At 77.1% G+C, this 17,638-nt stretch carries 17 protein-coding genes; 6 read left to right on the forward strand and 11 right to left on the reverse strand.

What is annotated here, in order from left to right; genetic code table 11:
• The first annotated feature begins 4 nt into the window (after positions 1–4).
• Together ACYVOF_RS04465 and ACYVOF_RS04470 are read left to right on the forward strand one after the other, a co-directional pair.
• On the forward strand, positions 5–916 hold the full coding sequence (locus tag ACYVOF_RS04465) for an SDR family NAD(P)-dependent oxidoreductase (RefSeq protein ID WP_460864325.1): 912 nt from the start codon (positions 5–7) through the stop codon (positions 914–916).
• Positions 913–1,863 carry an aldo/keto reductase gene (locus ACYVOF_RS04470; RefSeq protein WP_460864326.1) on the forward strand — a complete coding sequence of 317 codons (951 nt, stop codon included), beginning with the start codon at positions 913–915 and terminating at the stop codon, positions 1,861–1,863. Before ACYVOF_RS04465 ends, ACYVOF_RS04470 begins: the two co-directional genes overlap by 4 nt.
• A gap of 90 nt (positions 1,864–1,953) precedes the next feature.
• Here ACYVOF_RS04470 and ACYVOF_RS04475 read toward each other — a convergent pair whose 3' ends face one another.
• The gene (locus tag ACYVOF_RS04475; RefSeq protein ID WP_460864327.1) at positions 1,954–3,435 is read right to left on the reverse strand and encodes a carboxylesterase/lipase family protein; all 1,482 of its coding nucleotides are present in this window, start codon (positions 3,433–3,435) and stop codon (positions 1,954–1,956) included.
• A 180-nt stretch (positions 3,436–3,615) separates the two neighbouring features.
• Between ACYVOF_RS04475 and ACYVOF_RS04480 the strand changes: the two genes are divergently transcribed.
• From ACYVOF_RS04480 to ACYVOF_RS04490, 3 genes are all read left to right on the forward strand, one after another.
• Positions 3,616–5,424, forward strand: a complete 1,809-nt coding sequence (locus ACYVOF_RS04480; RefSeq protein WP_460864328.1) for an acyclic terpene utilization AtuA family protein — start codon at positions 3,616–3,618, stop codon at positions 5,422–5,424.
• Positions 5,421–6,917 carry a CoA transferase gene (locus ACYVOF_RS04485; RefSeq protein WP_460864329.1) on the forward strand — a complete coding sequence of 499 codons (1,497 nt, stop codon included), beginning with the start codon at positions 5,421–5,423 and terminating at the stop codon, positions 6,915–6,917. The genes ACYVOF_RS04480 and ACYVOF_RS04485 overlap by 4 nt, the downstream gene beginning before the upstream one ends.
• Before the next feature lie 85 nt (positions 6,918–7,002).
• Positions 7,003–7,440: a tautomerase family protein gene (locus ACYVOF_RS04490; protein WP_460864330.1), complete on the forward strand. Its 438-nt coding sequence runs from the start codon at positions 7,003–7,005 to the stop codon at positions 7,438–7,440.
• Between the two features lie 8 nt (positions 7,441–7,448).
• Here ACYVOF_RS04490 and ACYVOF_RS04495 read toward each other — a convergent pair whose 3' ends face one another.
• From ACYVOF_RS04495 to ACYVOF_RS04505, 3 genes are all read right to left on the reverse strand, one after another.
• On the reverse strand, positions 7,449–8,624 hold the full coding sequence (locus ACYVOF_RS04495) for an RNA polymerase sigma factor (RefSeq protein WP_460864331.1): 1,176 nt from the start codon (positions 8,622–8,624) through the stop codon (positions 7,449–7,451).
• A 17-nt stretch (positions 8,625–8,641) separates the two neighbouring features.
• On the reverse strand, positions 8,642–9,052 hold the full coding sequence (locus tag ACYVOF_RS04500) for a YciI family protein (RefSeq protein WP_460864332.1): 411 nt from the start codon (positions 9,050–9,052) through the stop codon (positions 8,642–8,644).
• A 104-nt stretch (positions 9,053–9,156) separates the two neighbouring features.
• Positions 9,157–9,912, reverse strand: a complete 756-nt coding sequence (locus ACYVOF_RS04505; RefSeq protein WP_460864333.1) for an SDR family oxidoreductase — start codon at positions 9,910–9,912, stop codon at positions 9,157–9,159.
• 74 nt (positions 9,913–9,986) lie between these two features.
• Between ACYVOF_RS04505 and ACYVOF_RS04510 the strand changes: the two genes are divergently transcribed.
• Positions 9,987–10,715: an LmeA family phospholipid-binding protein gene (locus tag ACYVOF_RS04510; protein WP_460864334.1), complete on the forward strand. Its 729-nt coding sequence runs from the start codon at positions 9,987–9,989 to the stop codon at positions 10,713–10,715.
• 5 nt (positions 10,716–10,720) lie between these two features.
• On the opposite strand, the gene ACYVOF_RS04515 is transcribed toward ACYVOF_RS04510, so the two are convergent.
• The 7 genes from ACYVOF_RS04515 to ACYVOF_RS04545 all read right to left on the reverse strand — a co-directional run.
• On the reverse strand, positions 10,721–11,593 hold the full coding sequence (locus ACYVOF_RS04515) for an ABC transporter permease (protein WP_460864335.1): 873 nt from the start codon (positions 11,591–11,593) through the stop codon (positions 10,721–10,723).
• Positions 11,580–12,533: an ABC transporter ATP-binding protein gene (locus tag ACYVOF_RS04520; RefSeq protein WP_460864336.1), complete on the reverse strand. Its 954-nt coding sequence runs from the start codon at positions 12,531–12,533 to the stop codon at positions 11,580–11,582. The genes ACYVOF_RS04515 and ACYVOF_RS04520 overlap by 14 nt, the downstream gene beginning before the upstream one ends.
• 23 nt (positions 12,534–12,556) lie before the next feature.
• Complete coding sequence (locus tag ACYVOF_RS04525) at positions 12,557–13,603, reverse strand: LolA family protein (RefSeq protein ID WP_460864337.1); 1,047 nt, start codon at positions 13,601–13,603, stop codon at positions 12,557–12,559.
• Between the two features lie 40 nt (positions 13,604–13,643).
• Positions 13,644–14,135, reverse strand: a complete 492-nt coding sequence (locus ACYVOF_RS04530) for a hypothetical protein (RefSeq protein ID WP_460864338.1) — start codon at positions 14,133–14,135, stop codon at positions 13,644–13,646.
• A 32-nt stretch (positions 14,136–14,167) separates the two neighbouring features.
• Complete coding sequence (locus ACYVOF_RS04535) at positions 14,168–14,437, reverse strand: helix-turn-helix transcriptional regulator (protein ID WP_460864339.1); 270 nt, start codon at positions 14,435–14,437, stop codon at positions 14,168–14,170.
• Positions 14,438–14,499: 62 nt separating this feature from the next.
• Positions 14,500–16,671, reverse strand: coding sequence for an ATP-dependent DNA helicase RecG (recG, locus tag ACYVOF_RS04540; protein WP_460864340.1), 2,172 nt, complete (start codon positions 16,669–16,671; stop codon positions 14,500–14,502).
• A partial coding sequence (locus ACYVOF_RS04545) for a DAK2 domain-containing protein (protein WP_460864341.1) occupies positions 16,672–17,638 on the reverse strand: 967 nt, incomplete at its 5' end. It lies immediately after the preceding gene.

Genomic DNA, 17,638 nt, shown 5'->3' on the forward strand with positions numbered 1-17,638 from the left:
GGGCGTGCGGACAACGTCGTCGGTGCTGCTGACCGGACCCACCGGCGGGCTCGGCCGCGCCGTGCTCGCCGAGCTGGTCGAGCCCAGGCCGGCCGGGATCGCGCTGCTGGGCCGCGACCCCGTCGCGCTCGCCGACGCCGTCACCCAGGTGCCGGGGGCGCAGAGCGTGCCGCTCGACCTGGCGTCGCTGGCCTCGGTCCGGGCCGCGGCGCAGGGGGTGCGCGACCTCGTCGACGCCGGGCACCCGCCGATCACCTCCGTCGTCCTCAACGCCGGGGTGCAGACCACCGACCGCCGCCGCACCAGCGCGGACGGGCACGAGCTGACGTTCGCGGTCAACGTGCTCGCCCAGCACGCCCTGCTCGTCGGTCTCGAGCCCGTCCTGGCCAGCGGGGCCCGGGTGGTGCTGGTGGGCAGCGGGACCCACCTGGGTGACTGGCACTCCTTCGGCCTCGTGCCCAAGCCGCGGTGGGAGGACCCGGCCGTGCTGGCCACGCCCGACCCGGCGGACGGGCCGCTCGACGCGGACGGGGGTGCCCGGGCGTACGCGACGTCCAAGCTCGGGGTGATGTACCTCGCCCACGCGTGGCAGCGGCGGCGGGACTCGCTGTACGTCAACGTGTTCGACCCCGGGATGATGGCCGGCACCGGCCTGGCCCGGGAGCAGGGCCGCGCCGCACGCTTCGCGTGGAAGCACGTGCTGCCGAAGCTGACCGTGCTGCCGGGCACGTCGAGCCCCGCGCACGCCGCGGCGGGGCTGGTGGCCCTCGCGCTCGGCGAGCGGCACCCGTCGCTGCGGGGCGGCTACGTCGAGGGCGACCGGCTGTGCGGCTCGTCCAGCGAGTCCTACGACGTCACCCGGGAGGACGCGCTCTGGGACTGGTGCACCGCGGTGCTGGAAGACTCCGACGGGTGAGCGACGACCTGACCCGCCTCGGCCTGGGCCTCGCGGCCGTGGCCCGCCCCGGCTACATCACCCTCGGCCGGGCCGAGGACCTGCCCGCGGGGCGCAGCGTCGAGGCTCTGCGGGCGCGGGCGCACCAGCTGCTCGACGACGCGTGGGCCGCCGGGGTGCGCCACGTCGACGTCGCCCGCTCCTACGGCCTGGCCGAGCAGTTCCTGGCCGAGTGGGTGGCGCTGCGCTCCCCCATCGGGCTCGTCGTGTCGAGCAAGTGGGGCTACACCTACACCGCGGGCTGGACCGTGGACGCCGAGGTGCACGAGGCCAAGACCCACGACGTGGCCACGTTCGACCGCCAGCTCGCCGAGACCCGGGCGCTGCTCGACGGGCACCTCGACCTCTACCAGGTGCACTCGTTGACCCCGGAGAGCCCGCTGCTGCACGACACCGCACTGCAGGCCCGGCTCGCGGAGGTGCGCGCGGGCGGTCTGCCCCTGGGGTTCTCGACGTCCGGGCCCGCGCAGGCCGAGACCGTCGAGCGGGGCCTCGCGCTCCGCGTCGACGGGGTCGCGCTGTTCGGCGCGGTGCAGTCGACGTGGAACCTGCTGGAGACCTCGGTGGGGCCCGCGCTGGCCGCGGCGCACGAGGCGGGGGTACGGGTGATCGTCAAGGAGGGCGTGGCCAACGGCCGGCTCACCTCCCGGGGCGGGGACGAGGCGGCGGCCGCGGTGCGGGTGGCGCAGCGGCGGGGGTGCACGCTCGACGCGCTGGCCCTCGGTGCGGCGCTGGCCCAGCCGTTCGTCGACCTGGTGCTCTCCGGCGCGGTGACGCAGGACCAGCTGCGCAGCAACCTCGCCGCCGCCGAGGTGGTGCTCGACGCCGACGACCTGGCCGAGCTCGCCGCGGTGGCGCAGCCGCCCGCCGAGTACTGGTCCGCGCGCGGCGCCCTCGCCTGGTCCTGACCCCGCCCGGCGGGGGCGGAGAGCCCGCTGCACGCCCCCGCCGCGGGGGTCCCGGGGGCGGGAAGCCTGCTCCCTGCCCGGGAACCGGGGTCAGCGGACCCCGTCCCACACCTGGCGCTCCGCGGCGCGGGGGTCGAGCACCACCTCGGAGGTCAGGTCGAAGCGCATCACCGCGCGGTCGTCGCCGTAGACCGGCCAGCCGGGGTCGCCGTCGCGCACGAAGGCCACCCACGCGCCGTGCACCGCGTCGGCCACGGCCTGCGGCGGGTCCTGCCCGGCGAGCGGGGCGTTGCCCGGGTCGGCGAGGGTGTCGAACGCGAACGGCACCTCCAGGGCGTGGCACGCGCCCAGGGCGCCGTCGAACTGCGGCGAGCGCCACGCGAACTCGTAGACGTGGGTGCTCGCCGCCGCACCGGCACGCACCTCGGCGACCCGCACCGCGGGCACCCGGAAGAACCAGTCGGTCAGTGCGGCGGTGAGCAGCTCCCCGGGGGTCGCGGCGGGCACCGCCTCCCGGTAGGTCGCCACCACCGCGGTGGGGTCGGCGCCCAGCAGCCCGAGCGCGACGGGCAGCAGCTCCTCGCCCACCACCGGCGCGATGCCGCTGGGGACCAGGAACAGCGCGTGCTCGTCGGTGTTCGTGCCCGTCAGCACGGCCACGTCCGCCCCGACCCCGTCGCCGATGCGCTCCAGCGGCACCCCGGGCACCACGTCGCCGTCGACGGCCGGCTCCCACGCCATGAGGTTGGTGGCGATCTCACCCCACACGGTGGGGTCGGGCTGGGTGGCGATGCGGGCGGAGAGCCGTGCCTGGGCGGCGACGAGGTCGGCCACGGGCACCTGGGCGAGCGCGGACGCCGACGCGGCCACGCCGAGGTCCTCGGCCAGCGCGGCGCTGACCCTGCGGGCGGTGTCCGCGCTGATGACGTGCTGGCCGGCCCCGGACTGGGCGATCGCCCGGTGGAACAGCCCCCGGGCCCGCGGCATCGTGAGCAGGGTCGTCACGCTCATCGCGCCCGCGGACTCCCCCGCGACGGTCACCGCGGCCGGGTCACCCCCGAACGCGGCCACGTTGTCGCGCACCCACTCCAGGGCCGCCACCTGGTCGAGCAGGCCGCGGTTGGCGGGCGCCCCGTCGAGCAGGGCGAACCCGTCGACGCCGAGGCGGTAGTTGATCGTCACGCACACCACGCCGTCCCGGGCGAACGCCGTGCCGTCGTAGACCGACACCGCGCCGCTGCCGTTGACGAAGGCGCCGCCGTGGACCCACACGAGGACGGGCAGCGACGCCGTCGGGTCCGGCGTCCACACGTTGAGGGTCAGGCAGTCCTCCCCGGGGATCTCCGGCTCGACCAGCAGCGCGTCGACGGGCCGCGGGTAGGGCGGCTTCGGCGCGGTCGGGCCGTAGGCGGTGGCGTCGCGCTCCCCCTCCCAGGGCGCGGGCGGGGCGGGCGCGGCGAACCGGTGCTCCCCGAACGGGGGCGCGGCGAAGGGCACGCCCTTGAACGAGGCCACCCCGTCCTGCTCGCTGCCCCGCAGCCGTCCCTGCGCCACCGTCACGACCGGGTCCACGTGTGCTCCTCACGATTGGTGTGCTCCAGGCATACACCCCGCCCCGGCCGTCGCCGGGCCGGGCGCCGGTGTGCCGCGGCGTGGGTGGACCCGGCACCCGCGACACACCGGCGCTCGACGCGACCAGCGGGGGGCCAGGTCCTCCCTCGACCCCACGGGCGACGTGGTGTGATCCAGGTCATGAGCACACCCCGCCGCCCGCTGCGCGTCGCGGGCTTCTCCGGCTACCTCGGGGACCGGGCCACCGCCCTGGCCGAGGCCGTCGCCGGCGACCCGGTCGACGTGCTGGTCGGCGACTACCTGGCCGAGGTCACGCTGGCCGCCCTGGTCGGGCGCACCCGGGCCGCCGGCGGCGCCGGCTACGTCCCGACGTTCCTGGCCCAGCTGCGCCCGCACCTGGGGGTCCTGGCCCAGCGGGGCACGAAGGTGGTGGTCAACGCGGGTGGTCTGGACCCCGCGGGCATGGCCGTCGCCGTTCGCGAGCTCGCCGAGCAGGCCGGGGCCCCGCTGCGGGTCGCCCACGTCGAGGGCGACGACCTGCTGGCCCGGCTGCCCGAGCTGCACGCCCAGGGCCACGGCATGGAGAACCTCGACACCGGGGCACCGCTGAAGGACTGGGACCACACCCCCGTCGCCGCGAACGCCTACCTCGGCGGCTTCGGCATCGCCGCCGCGCTGGCCGCGGGCGCGGACGTCGTCGTGTGCGGCCGGGTGACCGACGCCTCGCTCGTCGTCGGGCCCGCCGTCTGGTGGCACGGGTGGGCCCCGGACGACTGGGACGCCCTCGCCGGGGCCGTCGTCGCCGGGCACCTCGTGGAGTGCGGCCCGCACGCCACGGGGGGCAACTTCTCCGGGTTCGCGGGCGTGCCCGGGATGCTCGCGCCCGGCTTCCCCGTCGCCGAGGTGGCCGCGGACGGCAGCAGCGTCGTCACCAAGCACGCCCGCGACGGGGGCACGGTCACCGTCGACACCGTGACCGCCCAGCTGCTCTACGAGATCCAGGGCCCGCGCTACCTCAACCCGGACGTCACCACCCACCTCGACGACGTGACGCTGACCCAGGCCGGTCCGGACCGCGTCGCCGTGACGGGCGTGGTGGGCTCGCCCCCCTCGCCGACGACGAAGGTCGCGGTGTTCGCCCCGATCGGGTTCGCCCGCACCACGACCGTCTTCGTCACCGGGCTCGACGTGGCGGCCAAGGTGGACCTGCTGCGGGCCCAGGTAGGCGCGCTGCTCGGGCCGGACGTGACGGTCGAGCTGACCCCGCTCGGCACCCCCGCCCTCGACCCGGCCACCCAGGACGCGGCCACGGTCCCGGTGCGGGTCGTCGCCACCAGCACCGACGCCGAGGCGCTCGGGGAGCCGTTCCTCGCCGCGGTGGGGAGCCTGTTCCTGGGCAGCATCCCCGGGTTCTACGTCGACACCCTGGCCGACCGGGCGTCGCGGGCCCGGGTGCGGGTGGACTACTGGCCGGCCCTGCTCCCGGTCGAGGTGCCCGCGCACGTGGTGGTGCTCGACGACGGCCGCCGCCTGACCGTCGACCCACCACCGTCCACCCTGGACTCCCGGCAGCCCGTGCACCCCGAGCCCACCGGGACCGTGCCCGGGCCCACCACCCGCGCGCCGCTCGGGGTGCTGGTCCACGCCCGCAGCGGGGACAAGGGCGGCAACAGCGGTGTGGGGCTCTGGGTGGCCGACGACCGGGCCTGGGAGTGGTTGCGCCGCACCGTGACCGTCGACCGGGTCCGCGCGCTGCTGCCCGAGGCCGCGCACCTCGAGGTCGTCCGTCACGAGCTGCCGCGGCTGCGCGCGGTGCACCTGGTGCTGCGCGGGCTGCTGGGCACCGGGGGCTCGTCGGGCACCCGGGTCGACCAGGTGGGCAAGGCCGTGGGCGAGCACCTGCGATCGCGCTGGGTCGACGTCCCCGACGAGCTGCTCGCCACCGTCCCCCTCATCACCCCGATCCCGACGACGGAGGTACCGAGATGACCGCCCCGGACCCGTTGGCGCAGCGGCTGACCGACGTCCTCGCCCAGCCGGCCACCGACGATGCCTTCGACCCGCACGCCGCGCTGGCCGAGGTGCTCGCCGGGATCGGCCTGACCGCCGACGACGCCGGGGGTCGGGTGGACATCACCGGCGCGGACCCGGTGGTGCCCAGCACGCTGCGCCTCGGCGGGGCGGCCGGGGTGGCGCTGCTGGCCAAGTCCGTCGCGGTCGCCGCGCTGCACCGCTCCCGCGGCGGGGACGGCCAGGACCTGGCCGTCGACCTGCGGGTGACCCCGCACCGGCTGTGCCCCTTCTACGACCGCCGCTGGGAGCTGCTCAACGGCTTCCCGCCCGGCGCCCCCGCCACCGCGGGCAGCGGGTTCGGGTTCCGCTTCCAGCGCACCCGCGACGACCGCTGGGTGATGCCGCTCAACCCCTACCCGGCCATGTCCGTGGCCGCGCAGCGCCTGCTCGGGGTGCCCGACGACAAGGAGGCCGTCGCCCGGGCGGTCGCCGGGTGGGACGCCCACGACCTCGAGGAGGCCGCCGTCGCCGCGGGCGTGGTGTGCCCGGTGCTGCGCACCACCCCCGAGCTGCTGGCCGAGCCCCACTACGCACAGGGTCTGCGGGACCTGCCCCTGGTCGAGATCACCCGCGTCGGCGACGCCCCACCGGAACCCCTGCCGCAGCACGTCGATCCGCTCGGCGGGGTCCGCGCGCTGGGGATGGGCCACGTCATCGCCGGCGCCGGGGCCGGACGGGCGCTGGCCCTGCACGGCGCTGACGTGCTCAACGTGTGGCGCCCGGACGAGCTGGAGCACGACTCCACCTACGCCACCGCCAACGTCGGCGTCCGCTCCACCACGCTCGACCCGCACTCCCCCGACGGTCGCGCGGCGCTGCACGGCCTGCTCGCCGGCGCGGACGTGTTCCACGCCAACCGACGTCCCGGGGCGCTGGAGCGGATCGGCTTGGGCTGGGAGGAGGCCGTCGCGGTGCGGCCCGGGCTCGTGCACGCCACCGCGTCGCTCAACGGCCTGCGGGGGCCGTGGGCCGACCGGGTCGGCTTCGACCAGTCGGCGGGCAGCCTGGTCGGGATGATGGGCCTGGAGGGCGGCGACGGTCCCCCGCGGCTGCCCCCGATCCTCGTGGTCAACGACTACATCGTCAGCTGGCTGCTCACCGCCGGGATCGTGGAGGCGCTGCGGCGCAGGCAGACCGAGGGTGGCAGCTGGCGGGTGCACGTCTCGCTGACCCGGGCCGCGCTGTGGGTGCTGGGGCTGGGGATCTTCGACCGCGGCTACGCCCACGAGGTCGCCGGCAGCGGTGGTGAGCACGCCTACCTGGATCCGGAGACGTTCACCGCGGACACCCCGCTGGGCCGCTACCAGGGCGTCACCGAGCAGGTGCGGATGTCGGGCACCCCGGGCCGCTACGACCCGGTGCTGGTGCCGCGCGGGTCCTCCCGACCGCAGTGGCTGCCCCGCACGTAGCGCCCGGTCCGGACCGCGCCTCGAGCCCGACCGGGCGCCCGGGGTGCGATGATGATCCACCGACGCCGCCCCCCGAGGAGACCCCGTGCCCACCTACACCTGCTGGTCGGAGCCCGGGGTGGTCGCGCCGGAGCAGCGCGCCGCCGTCGCCACCGCGCTGACCGAGATCCACCACGAGGTCGCGGTCGCCCCGCGGTACTTCGTCCAGGTCGTCTTCACCGAGCTCGCCGCCGGGGCGCTCTTCCTCGCCGGGCAGCCGGCCACCACCGAGCACCTGTGGATCCGGGCCGACATCCGCGCCGGGCGCACCGACACCCAGAAGCGCGCGATGCTCGAGCGCATCACGACCGAGGTGGGGGCGATCCTGTCGTTGCCGCCCGAGGAGGTGTGGGTCTACCTGTGCGACGTCCCGGGCGCCGCCATCGCCGAGCACGGCCGGGCCCTGCCCGAGCCCGGCGAGGAGGAGGCGTGGTTCGCCGCGCTGCCCGAGGACCTGCAGCGCCGGCTGGCCCCGCACCGCTGAGCCGCTCCTCACCCCGCCCGCACCCGGGCCGCCTGGCGCACCAGGTGGTCGCGCTCGTCGACGGCGGTGGCCCGGCGCGCGGCCTCCGCGTAGGCGGACCCGGCCGCGGCCAGGTCCCCCGCCAGCTCGTGGAGGTAGCCCCGCGCCGCGTGCCAGCGGTGCCGCTCCCCCAGCACCCCGGCCAGCCGGTCGGTCTCGGCGAGCCCCGCCGCGCCGCCGTGCACGTGCCCGACCGCCACGGCCCGGCTGAGCAGGGTGGCCGGGTCCTGGCGCACGGGGTCGTCGCTCAGCGCGACCAGGTCGTCGTAGAACGCGAGGACCTGCACCCAGTCCGTCTCCGCGGCGGTGGCCGCGTCGTCGTGCAGCGCCGCGACCGCCGCCTCGAGCTGGTAGCGACCGGGGCGGCCCCGGGCCAGGGCCGCCTGCAGCACGCGCACCCCCTGGGCGATCTCGCGGGTGTCCCAGCGCGCGCGGTCCTGCCGGTCCAGGGTGACGATGCGGCCCTGCTCGTCGCGGCGCGCCGGCAGCCGGGCGTGGTGCAGCAGCAGCAGCGCCAGCAGCCCCCACGCCTCGGGCTCGTCGGTGGCCAGGGTGAGCTGCCGGGCGAGCCGCAGCGCCTCCGCGGTCAGGTCGACCCGCCCGGTGTGCCCCGTGGTGTAGACGAGGTAGAGCACCCGCAGCACCACCGCCAGGTCACCGGGCTCGTCGAGCGCGCGGCCGCGCAGCGCCCGCTTGGCGCGGCTGATGCGCTGGGCCATCGTCGCCTCCGGGACCCCGAAGGCGTCCGCGACCTCCCGGGTCGTCAGCCCGCCCACCGCCCGCAGGGCGAGCGCCACCTGCGAGGCCGGTGGGAGGTCGGGGTGGGCGCAGCGGAACAGCAGCAGCAGCGTGTCGTCGCCGGTCTCGGTGGGCCCCGGCGCCGGCGCGGCGAGGGTCGTGTCCTCCCGGCGGCGGCGGGCGTGCTCGCTGCGGCGGGCGTCGACCAGCCGACGGGTGGCGACGGTGGTCAGCCAGGCCCGGGGGTCGCGCGGCGGGTGCTCCGGCCACACCCGCAGCGCCTCGAGCACCGCCTCGGCCACCGCGTCCTCGGCGTCGTGGAAGTCCTCGCCCCGGCGCAGCAGGCCCGCCAGAACCCGGGGGACGAGCTCACGCAGCCCGCTCCCGTCCTCCCGGGTCCCGTCCACCGCCGGGCCGCCCGCGCTCAGTCGAGGTCCGGCGGACCGGACATGACCTCGCGCACGTCGAGCCACTCGTACAACGGCTCCCCGCCCGGCCCGGGCTCCGAGGACGCGTACGCGGCGATCTCGAGCGCCCGCTCGTGGGACTCCACGTCGACCATGAAGTACCCGGCGATGAGGTCGCTGGTCTCGGGGTGGGGTCCCTCGGTGGTGACCGGCGCGGCGTCCGGGCCGCCCCAGCGCACCCAGGTCCGGGTGGGCGCCAGCCCCTGGGCGTCGACCCACTCGCCGTTGGCCTGCAGCAACTCGTTGACGTGGCGCTGGAACGCGATGTGCGCCTCGACGTCCTCCGGGGCCCACTGGTCCATCGGGGGGAAGGGGTGGTGCGGCTCGGGCCCACCGCGGTAGTGCTTGAGGATCAGGTACTTCGGCACGGTCGCCTCCTGGTGTCGTGGGCCGCGGTCGTCGCGCCCCTCACCCGGTGAGCGGAGCCGACCCGTCGTCCTCGACACGGTGCCACGGCCCGCCCCGCGGCGGGTCAGGCCGCGAGCCACTCCTCGAACGTGGTGCTGCCCGTCCGCCACGGGTCGCCGGGGAGCAGCGTGCCGTCGGACAGCCCGCGGCCCGGCCCACCCGGGACGGGCAGCACGACGACCCGGCGGCCCGAGCCGCGCCGGCGCACCGCGCGGCGCGCCATGTCGCCGAGCTGCTCCTCGCGGGGCCCGGCCATCTCGAGGACCTCCCGCCGCGGCTCGCCGGTGGCCAGCTCGAGCAGCGCGGCCGCGACCTCCTCGGCCGCCACCGGGGCGCACCGCACCTTCGGCACGAACGACACCGGGCCCACCGCGCCCTGGCGGGCCACCTGTGTCGCGAACTCGTGCAGCTGGGTGGCCCGCAGCACCGTCCACCCGGCGGACGACTCCCGCAGCAGCTGCTCCTGGCGGCGCTTGCCCGCGTAGTAGCCCAGGCCGAGCCCGTCGACGCCGACGACGGACAGCGCCACGTGGTGGCGCACCCCCGTCTGCTCACCCGCCGCGAGCAGGGCACGCGTCACCCCGCCGAAGAACGCCTCCGACGCGCCCTTGCGCGGGTCACGACGGTTCGTCACGTCGACCACCGCGTCCGCGCCGGTCAGCAGGGCGGGCAGGTCCGCCTTGCCCAGGACGTCGAGCCCGTGCGTCCGGGCGATGATCACCGCCTCGTGCCCCGCCGCCTCCAGCTGCGACACCAACGGTGCCCCCACCGCGCCGGTCCCCCCGGCCACCACGATCCGCACGTCCTCGTCCCCTCCCACGGTTGGTCGGCCAGATCGTCTCAGCCCCACGCCGATCCGGCACCCCGGGAGCGGGTCCGGGCAGGATGGTCCGGGTGAAGGCATTCCTGGTGTTCCTCGTCCTGCTCGTCGTCGTGCTCGTCGGGGCCGACATCGGCGCCAAGTACTACGCGGAGCGGCAGGTGGCCACGGCGCTGCGCGAGGAGCAGGGCCTGGCCGTCGACCCCAGCGTCTCGATCGACGGCTTCCCGTTCCTCACCCAGCTCGCCGCGGGTCGCTACAGCCACGTCGAGGTGGCCGCCGCGGGCGTCGACGCCCCCGACCTCGGGCCCGTCACCGTCTCCGCCGACCTCCGCGACGTCGCGCTGCCCGCCTCCCAGGTGCTCTCCGGCAGCATCGGCACCTTCACCGTCGGGACCCTGGACAGCGTGGTCCGCATCCCGCCCGCCACGCTGCAGACCCAGCTCGACGTGACCGACCTGGAGGTGCAGCCCGGCCCGGACGGCCCCGGCTCGGCCGTCCTGGTCGGCTCGGTCTCCGTCGCCGGGCTGGTCAGCCAGACCGTGGCCGTGACGGTGGACCTCTCGGTGTCCGAGGGCAACCTCGTCGTCCGGGCCACCGACGCCGCGCTCGGCCGCCCCGGCACCGACCAGACCCGGCTGCCCGCCATCGCCCAGCCCGTGCTGCTCGGGCAGCTGTCGCGGACCGTCACCGTGGGGCCGCAGCCGTTCGGCATCACGCTGACCGGGGTGCGCGTCGACGGGTCCGACTTGGTGCTCACCGGCGAGGCGACGAACGCCACCGTCACCCCGCAGCAGCAGTAGACGGCTCAGGCGGTGACGTCGGCGGTGGTGAACCGCGCCCAGGCCAGGGACCCGGCCACCGCGACCCAGCCCACCTGCACCAGCAGGCCCGTGCCGAGCAGGCCCAGGTCCACCGGGCGGCGCAGCAGCTCGCCGAAGTCCAGCCAGTGGTGGGTCAGCAGGTAGGGGTGCACGGCGGCGAGCTGCGGCAGCGCGTCGAGCACGCCGCTGGTCACCGCGACGACGACCGTGGTGGCCATGGCGGCGACCGGCACCTCGGTGAGGGTGGAGACCAGCAGCCCGACGGCCACCAGCCCGGTCAGCGACGCCACCACGTAGGCCGCGACCCCCAGCGCCCGCAGCAGCCCCTGGGCCAGGCTCACGGTGTCCCCGGAGAGCAGGGTGACGGGCCCCAGCCCGAACAGCACCGCGCCGGTCACCAGCCCGACGACGGCCACGGCGAGCACCGCCGCCGCGGCGAACACGACCGAGCCGAACGCCTTCGCGGCCAGCAGCCGGCCCCGGCCCACGGGCGTGGCCAGCAGGTAGCGCAACGTCCCCGTCGACGCCTCGCCCGCCACGGCGTCGCCGCTGACGATGCCCACGGTCAGCGGCAGGAACAGCGGCAGCGACACCGTCAGCGCGGTGAGGACGAGGAACAGCCCGTTGCCCGACACCTGGTCGAGGAAGGCGGGGCCGCGCCCGGAGCCGCTGTCGCGCTGGGAGAGCCGCACCGCCACCCCGATGAGGACGGGCACGAGGGCGAGCGCGACCAGGAGCACCTGGTTGCGCCGCCGGCCGAGCACGAGGCGCAGCTCGCTGCGCCAGAACCGCCAGGTCGCGCCGCGGCGGCGCGGGAGCGTCGGCCCGGGCGCCGGGCCGGGGTCAGCGGGCGACATCGAAGCCCTCCCCGGTGAGCTCGACGAAGGTGTCCTCCAGCGTCGGCCGGGTGACGACGAGCCCGCGGACGGGCACCGCGGCCCCGACGAGGGCGGCGGTGACCTCGGCGGGGTCGCGCTCGCCCAGCGCGGCGACGACGTCCGCGTCCTCGGTGGCGACGTCGGTGAGACCGAGCCGGGTCAGCACCTGGGCGGCGGCCCGGGCCGAGTACGGGTCGGTCGCCAGCCGCAGGGTCGCGGTGCCCGCGCCGACGAGCTCGGTGAGCGACCCCTGCCGCAGCAGCCGCCCGCGGCTCATCACCCCGACGTGGGTGCACACCTGCTCGATCTCGGCGAGCAGGTGGGAGCTGAGCAGGACGGTGGTCCCGTCGGCGGCGAGCTCGCGGACCAGGCCGCGGACCTCGCGGGTGCCTTGCGGGTCGAGGCCGTTGGTCGGTTCGTCGAGCACCAGCAGGGTGCGGGGCACGAGGAGGGCGGCGGCGAGGCCGAGGCGCTGCTTCATGCCCAGCGAGTACTGCCGGAACCGCTTGCCCGCGGCAGCGGTCAGCCCGACGCGGTCCAGCGCGGCGTCGATCCGCGGCCCGGTGGTGCGGGGGTCGGCGGTGGCGTCCGCCGCGTCGAGCCGGCGCAGGTTGGCCCGCCCCGAGAGGTAGGGGTGGAAGGCCGGGCCCTCCACGAGCGCGCCCACCCGGGGCAGCACCGCGGCGGACCGCGCCGGGACGGGCTCCCCGAGCAGCTCGACCTCCCCGGAGGTGGGGGTGACGAGGCCGAGCAGCATCCGGATAGTGGTGGTCTTGCCCGACCCGTTGGGCCCGAGGAACCCGTACACCGCGCCGGGGGGCACCTCGAGGTCCACCGAGTCCACCGCGACCTGGCCGGAGCGGAACTGCTTGGTCAGCCTCCGGGTGCGGACCGCCGCGGTGGCGGTCGACGTGGCCACCTCGACCGTCGCGGGGGTGGCGCTCAGGCGGCGGCCTGGAGCGCGGCGGGCGGCACCGCGCCGACGAGGACGCGGCCGTCGTCGGTGAGCAGCACCGAGACCAGGGCGGTGCTGAGCAGCCGGCCCTGGGGCACCCGGGTGGTGAGCTGGTCGAGCAGCGGCGACGGGCCCGGCGCGCCGTCCGCGGCCTTCGGGTCGCCCCCGGTGAGCACGGTGACGGCGGTCCAGCCGCTGCCGATCGTGGTCGGTGCGGCCGGCGCCGCCGCCCCGCGGCGGCCGGCGCCGGCCGTGGGCACGGTCCGCTCGGTCACGGTCGCACCGGGCGGCGGGGTGAAGGTGAGCAGCGCCGGGTCGGGCGCGCCGAGGGTGAGGTCGGTGAAGCCGACGTCGAGCGCGGGCGCGGCCGCCCCGCGGGCGGTGACCTGGACCCGCAGCGGGATCGAGGTCTGCGCGTCGACGGCGATGCGCACGCTGCCGACGAGGGTGCCGGCGTCGCGGGGCACGAGGACGAGCTGGCGGGCGGCGCGGCCAGCCACCACCACCGCGTCGTCGACGCCGACCTCGGTGGTGGGGTCGATCCGCGAGAGCACCTGGGCGGCGGCCTCGGCGGGGGTCGTGGGCACCCCGTCGGGCGGGGTCTGCTCCCCCGTGCGGGCGGGCAGCGTGGTGCGGGTGGCGGTGCTCGTCTCGCTGCTCCACGTCCACAGGTCGGTGCCGGTGCGGACCACGTCGTACTCCGCGAGCTGCCCGACCAGCGCCACCCGGGAGGCGTCGGCGCCGTCGGTGGCCACCCGCAGGGTGTTCGTCCCGGTGGCCAGGGTGAGCGGGCCGAGGGTGCCCGTGGCGGACGCCGGCAGGGCGGGCAGCCCGAGGTCGCTGGTCTCGGTGACGGTGCCGGTGAGCGGCTGGGGTGCGGCCGAGGCCAGGTCGGTCAGCAGCTCCTGGGCGGTGCGCGGGGCCAGGTCCGACGGGGCCGCGCTGCCGGTGCCGGAGCCGAGGGCGGCGCCGCCGGCCACGACGGCCGCGACCGCGACCGGTACGGCCCAGCGCAGGCGCGAGGAGGTGGTCATGGCTCCAGTGTGCGCCGCCGGCCGCGGTGGTGCCCGGGGGTCACGACCCGTCCGCGTCGTCCTGCGCTGCGGACCGGGCGCGCCGCAGGGTCCCGACGGCGACGGTGACGGTGGCGGCCACCGCACCCGCTCCGACGGAGCCGACGGGGACGTCCCCGGGAAGCGCCCGCACCGTGCCGACGACGAGGGCCGCGAGGAGGAAGACGAGGGGCACGAGACGAGCCCCCGACACCCGGACACCGCTCGTCGGCTCGACCTGGTGGGCGCGGGCGTAGGCAATGGTGACGACCGAGCCGGCCACGGCCACGGCAAGCACGGGCAGCGCCCACAGCGCGGTGCTGCCGCCGACCCACACCAGCACCGTCGCCAGCACGAGCAGCAGCCACAGCACCACCTGGAACCCCACGGCGGAGGCCTCGTTCCAGACGTCGCGCTGCCGCTCGTCGTCGTAGAACGGGTTGTGCAGGTCACCGACGGCCTGCGCCGCCGCCACCGACCTGCTGCGCCGCGTCCCACCCACGTCCTCGCCCATGCCCTCTCCTCCGTCGTCGTCCCCGTCACCGGTCACGTCGTGGACCCCGTGCGGCTGGTCCCGCCCGTCGCCGCGGACGTCACCTGCGCCGCGTCCCCGAACAGCTCCTCGACGGTGCGGCCCAGCCGGCGGGCCACGGCGAGCGCCAGGTACACCGACGGGGCGTAGCCACCGGCCTCGAGAGCGACCAGCGTCTGGCGGGTGACCCCGGCGGCCTGCGCGAGCTCGGCCTGGCTCAGGCCGCTCGCCGCACGGGCGGCCCGCACCCCGTTGGCCCGGCCGGCCGCCGACGTCCTGCCCACCTCCCGAGGGTGCGGCTCCGCCCCGGCGATGTCAAGTAGACCTGACACCTCGGTGGGTGGGGTCAGGCCTTCTCGAGGTAGGCGACCCGGTCCCCGTCGAGCGCCGAGGCGACCATGCCCGCCAGGCCCGGGTGCGCGGCCAGCGCCGGGTCCGCCGCGACCACCCGCTCCGCCTGCGCCCGGGCGGTGGCGATGACGTCGCCGTCGCGCAGCAGGGAGAGCATCCGCAGGGTGGAGCGCACCCCGGACTGCGCGACCCCGAGCACGTCGCCCTCGCGGCGCTGCTCGAGGTCGAGCTGGGCCAGGGCGAACCCGTCGGTGGTGGCGGCCACCGCGTCGAGCCGCTCCCGCGACGGCGCCCCGGCCGGGGAGGACGTGACCAGCAGGCACAGCCCGGCGTGGCCGCCCCGGCCCACCCGGCCGCGCAGCTGGTGGAGCTGGCTGACCCCGAACCGCTCCGCGTCCATCACGACCATGGTGGTGGCGTTGGGGACGTCGACGCCGACCTCGATGACGGTGGTGGCGACGAGGACGTCGAGCTCGCCGGCGGCGAAGGACCGCATCACCGCGTCCTTCTCCTCCCCCGGCAGGCGGCCGTGCAGCACCCCCACCCGCAGCCCGGCCAGCGGCCCCGCCACGAGCCCCTCGGCCAGCTCCAGCACCGGCCGCGTCGGGTTCTCGTCGAGCGCCTCCTCCTCGGGGTCGTCGGCGCCGATCCGCGAGCACACCACGTAGGCCTGCCGGCCCGCGGCCACCTCCTCCCGGATCCGCGCCCAGGCGCGGTCCAGCCAGGTGGGCCGCTCCGCGACGGGCACCACCGAGCTCGTGATCGGGGCACGGCCCCGCGGCAGCTCGCGCAGGGTGGAGACGGCGAGGTCACCGAACACGGTCATGGCCACGGTGCGCGGGATGGGCGTCGCCGTCATGACGAGCAGGTGGGGGGTGGCGCCGTCACGTCCCCGGCCGCGCAGCGCGTCCCGCTGCTCGACGCCGAAGCGGTGCTGCTCGTCGACGACCACGAGACCCAGGTCGAGGAAGCTCACCGTGTCCTGGATGAGGGCGTGGGTGCCGACGACGACCCCCGCGTCCCCGGTGACGATCTCCAGCAGCGCGGCGCGCTTGGCCGCGGTGGGCATCGACCCGGTGAGCAGGGTGACGCGGGTGGCGTGCTCGGCGGCGCCCAGCTCGCCGCCGCGGCCCAGCTCGCCGAGCAGGTCGCGCAGGGAGCGGGCGTGCTGGGCGGCGAGCACCTCGGTGGGGGCGAGCAGGGCGGCCTGCCGCCCGGCGTCGACGACGGCGAGCATCGCCCGCAGCGCCACCACCGTCTTGCCGGAGCCCACCTCGCCCTGCAGCAGGCGGGTCATGGGGCGGTCCCGGGCGAGGTCGGCGGCGAGCTCCTCACCCACCGCGCGCTGGCCGTCGGTGAGCGGGAACGGCAGCCGGGCCTCGAACGCCGCGGCGACCCCGTCCGGCCGGGCCGGGCACGCCGGGGCCCGGCGCTGCGAGGCGGCGTGCCTGCGCTGGGAGAGCACCAGCTGCAGCGCCATGGCCTCGTCGAAGCGCAGCCGCTCGCTGCCCGCGGCCACGTCGGCCAGGGTGTCCGGACGGTGCACCGCCCGCAGCGCGGGCTCGAGCTCCCGCAGGCCGAGCTCGGCGCGCAGCGCGGCGGGCAGCGGGTCCTCCTGCGGGTCGAGCACGTCGAGCACCTGGCGCACGCAGCGCGCGATCGTCCAGCTCGCCAGCTTCGCCGTCGCCGGGTAGACGGGCACCAGCGGCCGCGCGAAGTCGGCGAGGTCCTCCGCGGAGGTGTCGTCGTCCTCGCCCGGCGCCGGGACGACCAGGTACGCCGGGTGCAGCAGCTGCAGCTGGCCGCGGTAGCGGCTGACCTCGCCGGAGAACAGTCCCTGCCGGCCCGGCGTGAGCACCGTGGTCAGGAACGCCTGCTGGAAGAACGTGCAGCCGAGCGAGGTCGTCCCGTCGGTGATGACCAGGTTCTGGATGGTGCCGCGGCGCTCCCGCATCGCCCGGCTGCTGACCTTCTCGACCCTCGCCATGATCGTGACGTGCTCGCCGACCTCCAGCCCGGCGATCGGCGTCATGCGGCCCCGCTCGGCGTAGCGGCGCGGGTAGTGGCGCAGCAGCTGGCCCACGGTGCCCAGGCCGAGCGCCTTCTGCAGGGCGGTGGCCGACCTGGCCCCCAGGATCGGCGGTAGCGGGTCGTCGAGGCCGGCCACTCACTCCACCCCCAGCAGCAGCAGGTCCCCACCGGCGTCGCCCGGGTAGCTGACCAGCTCCACCCCCGGGTGGGCGTGGCGCACGTGCTCGGCCAGCGCCGTCCGCAGCTCCGGGCCCGCCTGCGGCCCGAGCAGCGCGGTCAGCAGCTCGGTGCCGCCGTCGACGAGCCGGTCGAGCAGGTCGGCCAGCACGCCCGGCCCGTCGTCGCCGAGGACGACGACCTCGTCCCCGGCGAGGCCGAGGGTCTGGCCGGGCTCGCACTCCCCCGCCCACGTCAGCGCCCGCTCGGCGGCCACCCGCAGCGCGCCGCGGCGCATCCCCGCCGCCGCCTCCGCCATGGCGACGGCGTCGTCCTCGGGCTCGCGGTCGGGGTCGTGCACCGCCAGGGCGGCCAGGCCCTGCAGCGGCGAGGCCGTGGGCACGACGGTGACCACGGCGCCGCGGGCCCGGGCGGCGTGCACCAGGTCGCGCACCGTGTCGCGCGAGGCCACCCCGTTGGGCAGCAGGGTGACCCCGGCCGACCCGAGCCGCAGCAGCGCCGCGGTGACGGCGTCCGCCGCGCCCTGGTCCCACCGGGCCACGCCGGCGCCCTCGGTGGTGAACAGCTCGGCCGTGGCGGGTCCGGCGGCCAGCGCGAGGACGGCCCGGCGCGCGGCGGGGGGCGCCACCTCGGCCAGCAGCGTCACCTCGACGCGGTGCACCCGGCCGGCCCCCAGGCCCAGCTCGAGGGCGGCCCCGACGTCGTCGCAGTGCACGTGCACGGCGTGCTCCCCGCCGCCGCCGGCCACGGTGACCGAGTCCCCCAGGTCGGCGAGGCCGCGGCGCAGCACCGCGACCGCGGGCTCGGGGGCGGCGTCGAGCAGGTAGGTGACCTCGAAGCGGGGCACGGGCCCGGGCCGGTGGCCCGCGGGGGCCGGGGGTGCGGCGGGGCGGGCCGGCGCCGCCCGGGCCGCGCCGGGCGCACCG

The sequence above is a fragment of the Rhodococcus aerolatus genome (genome assembly GCF_054783215.1).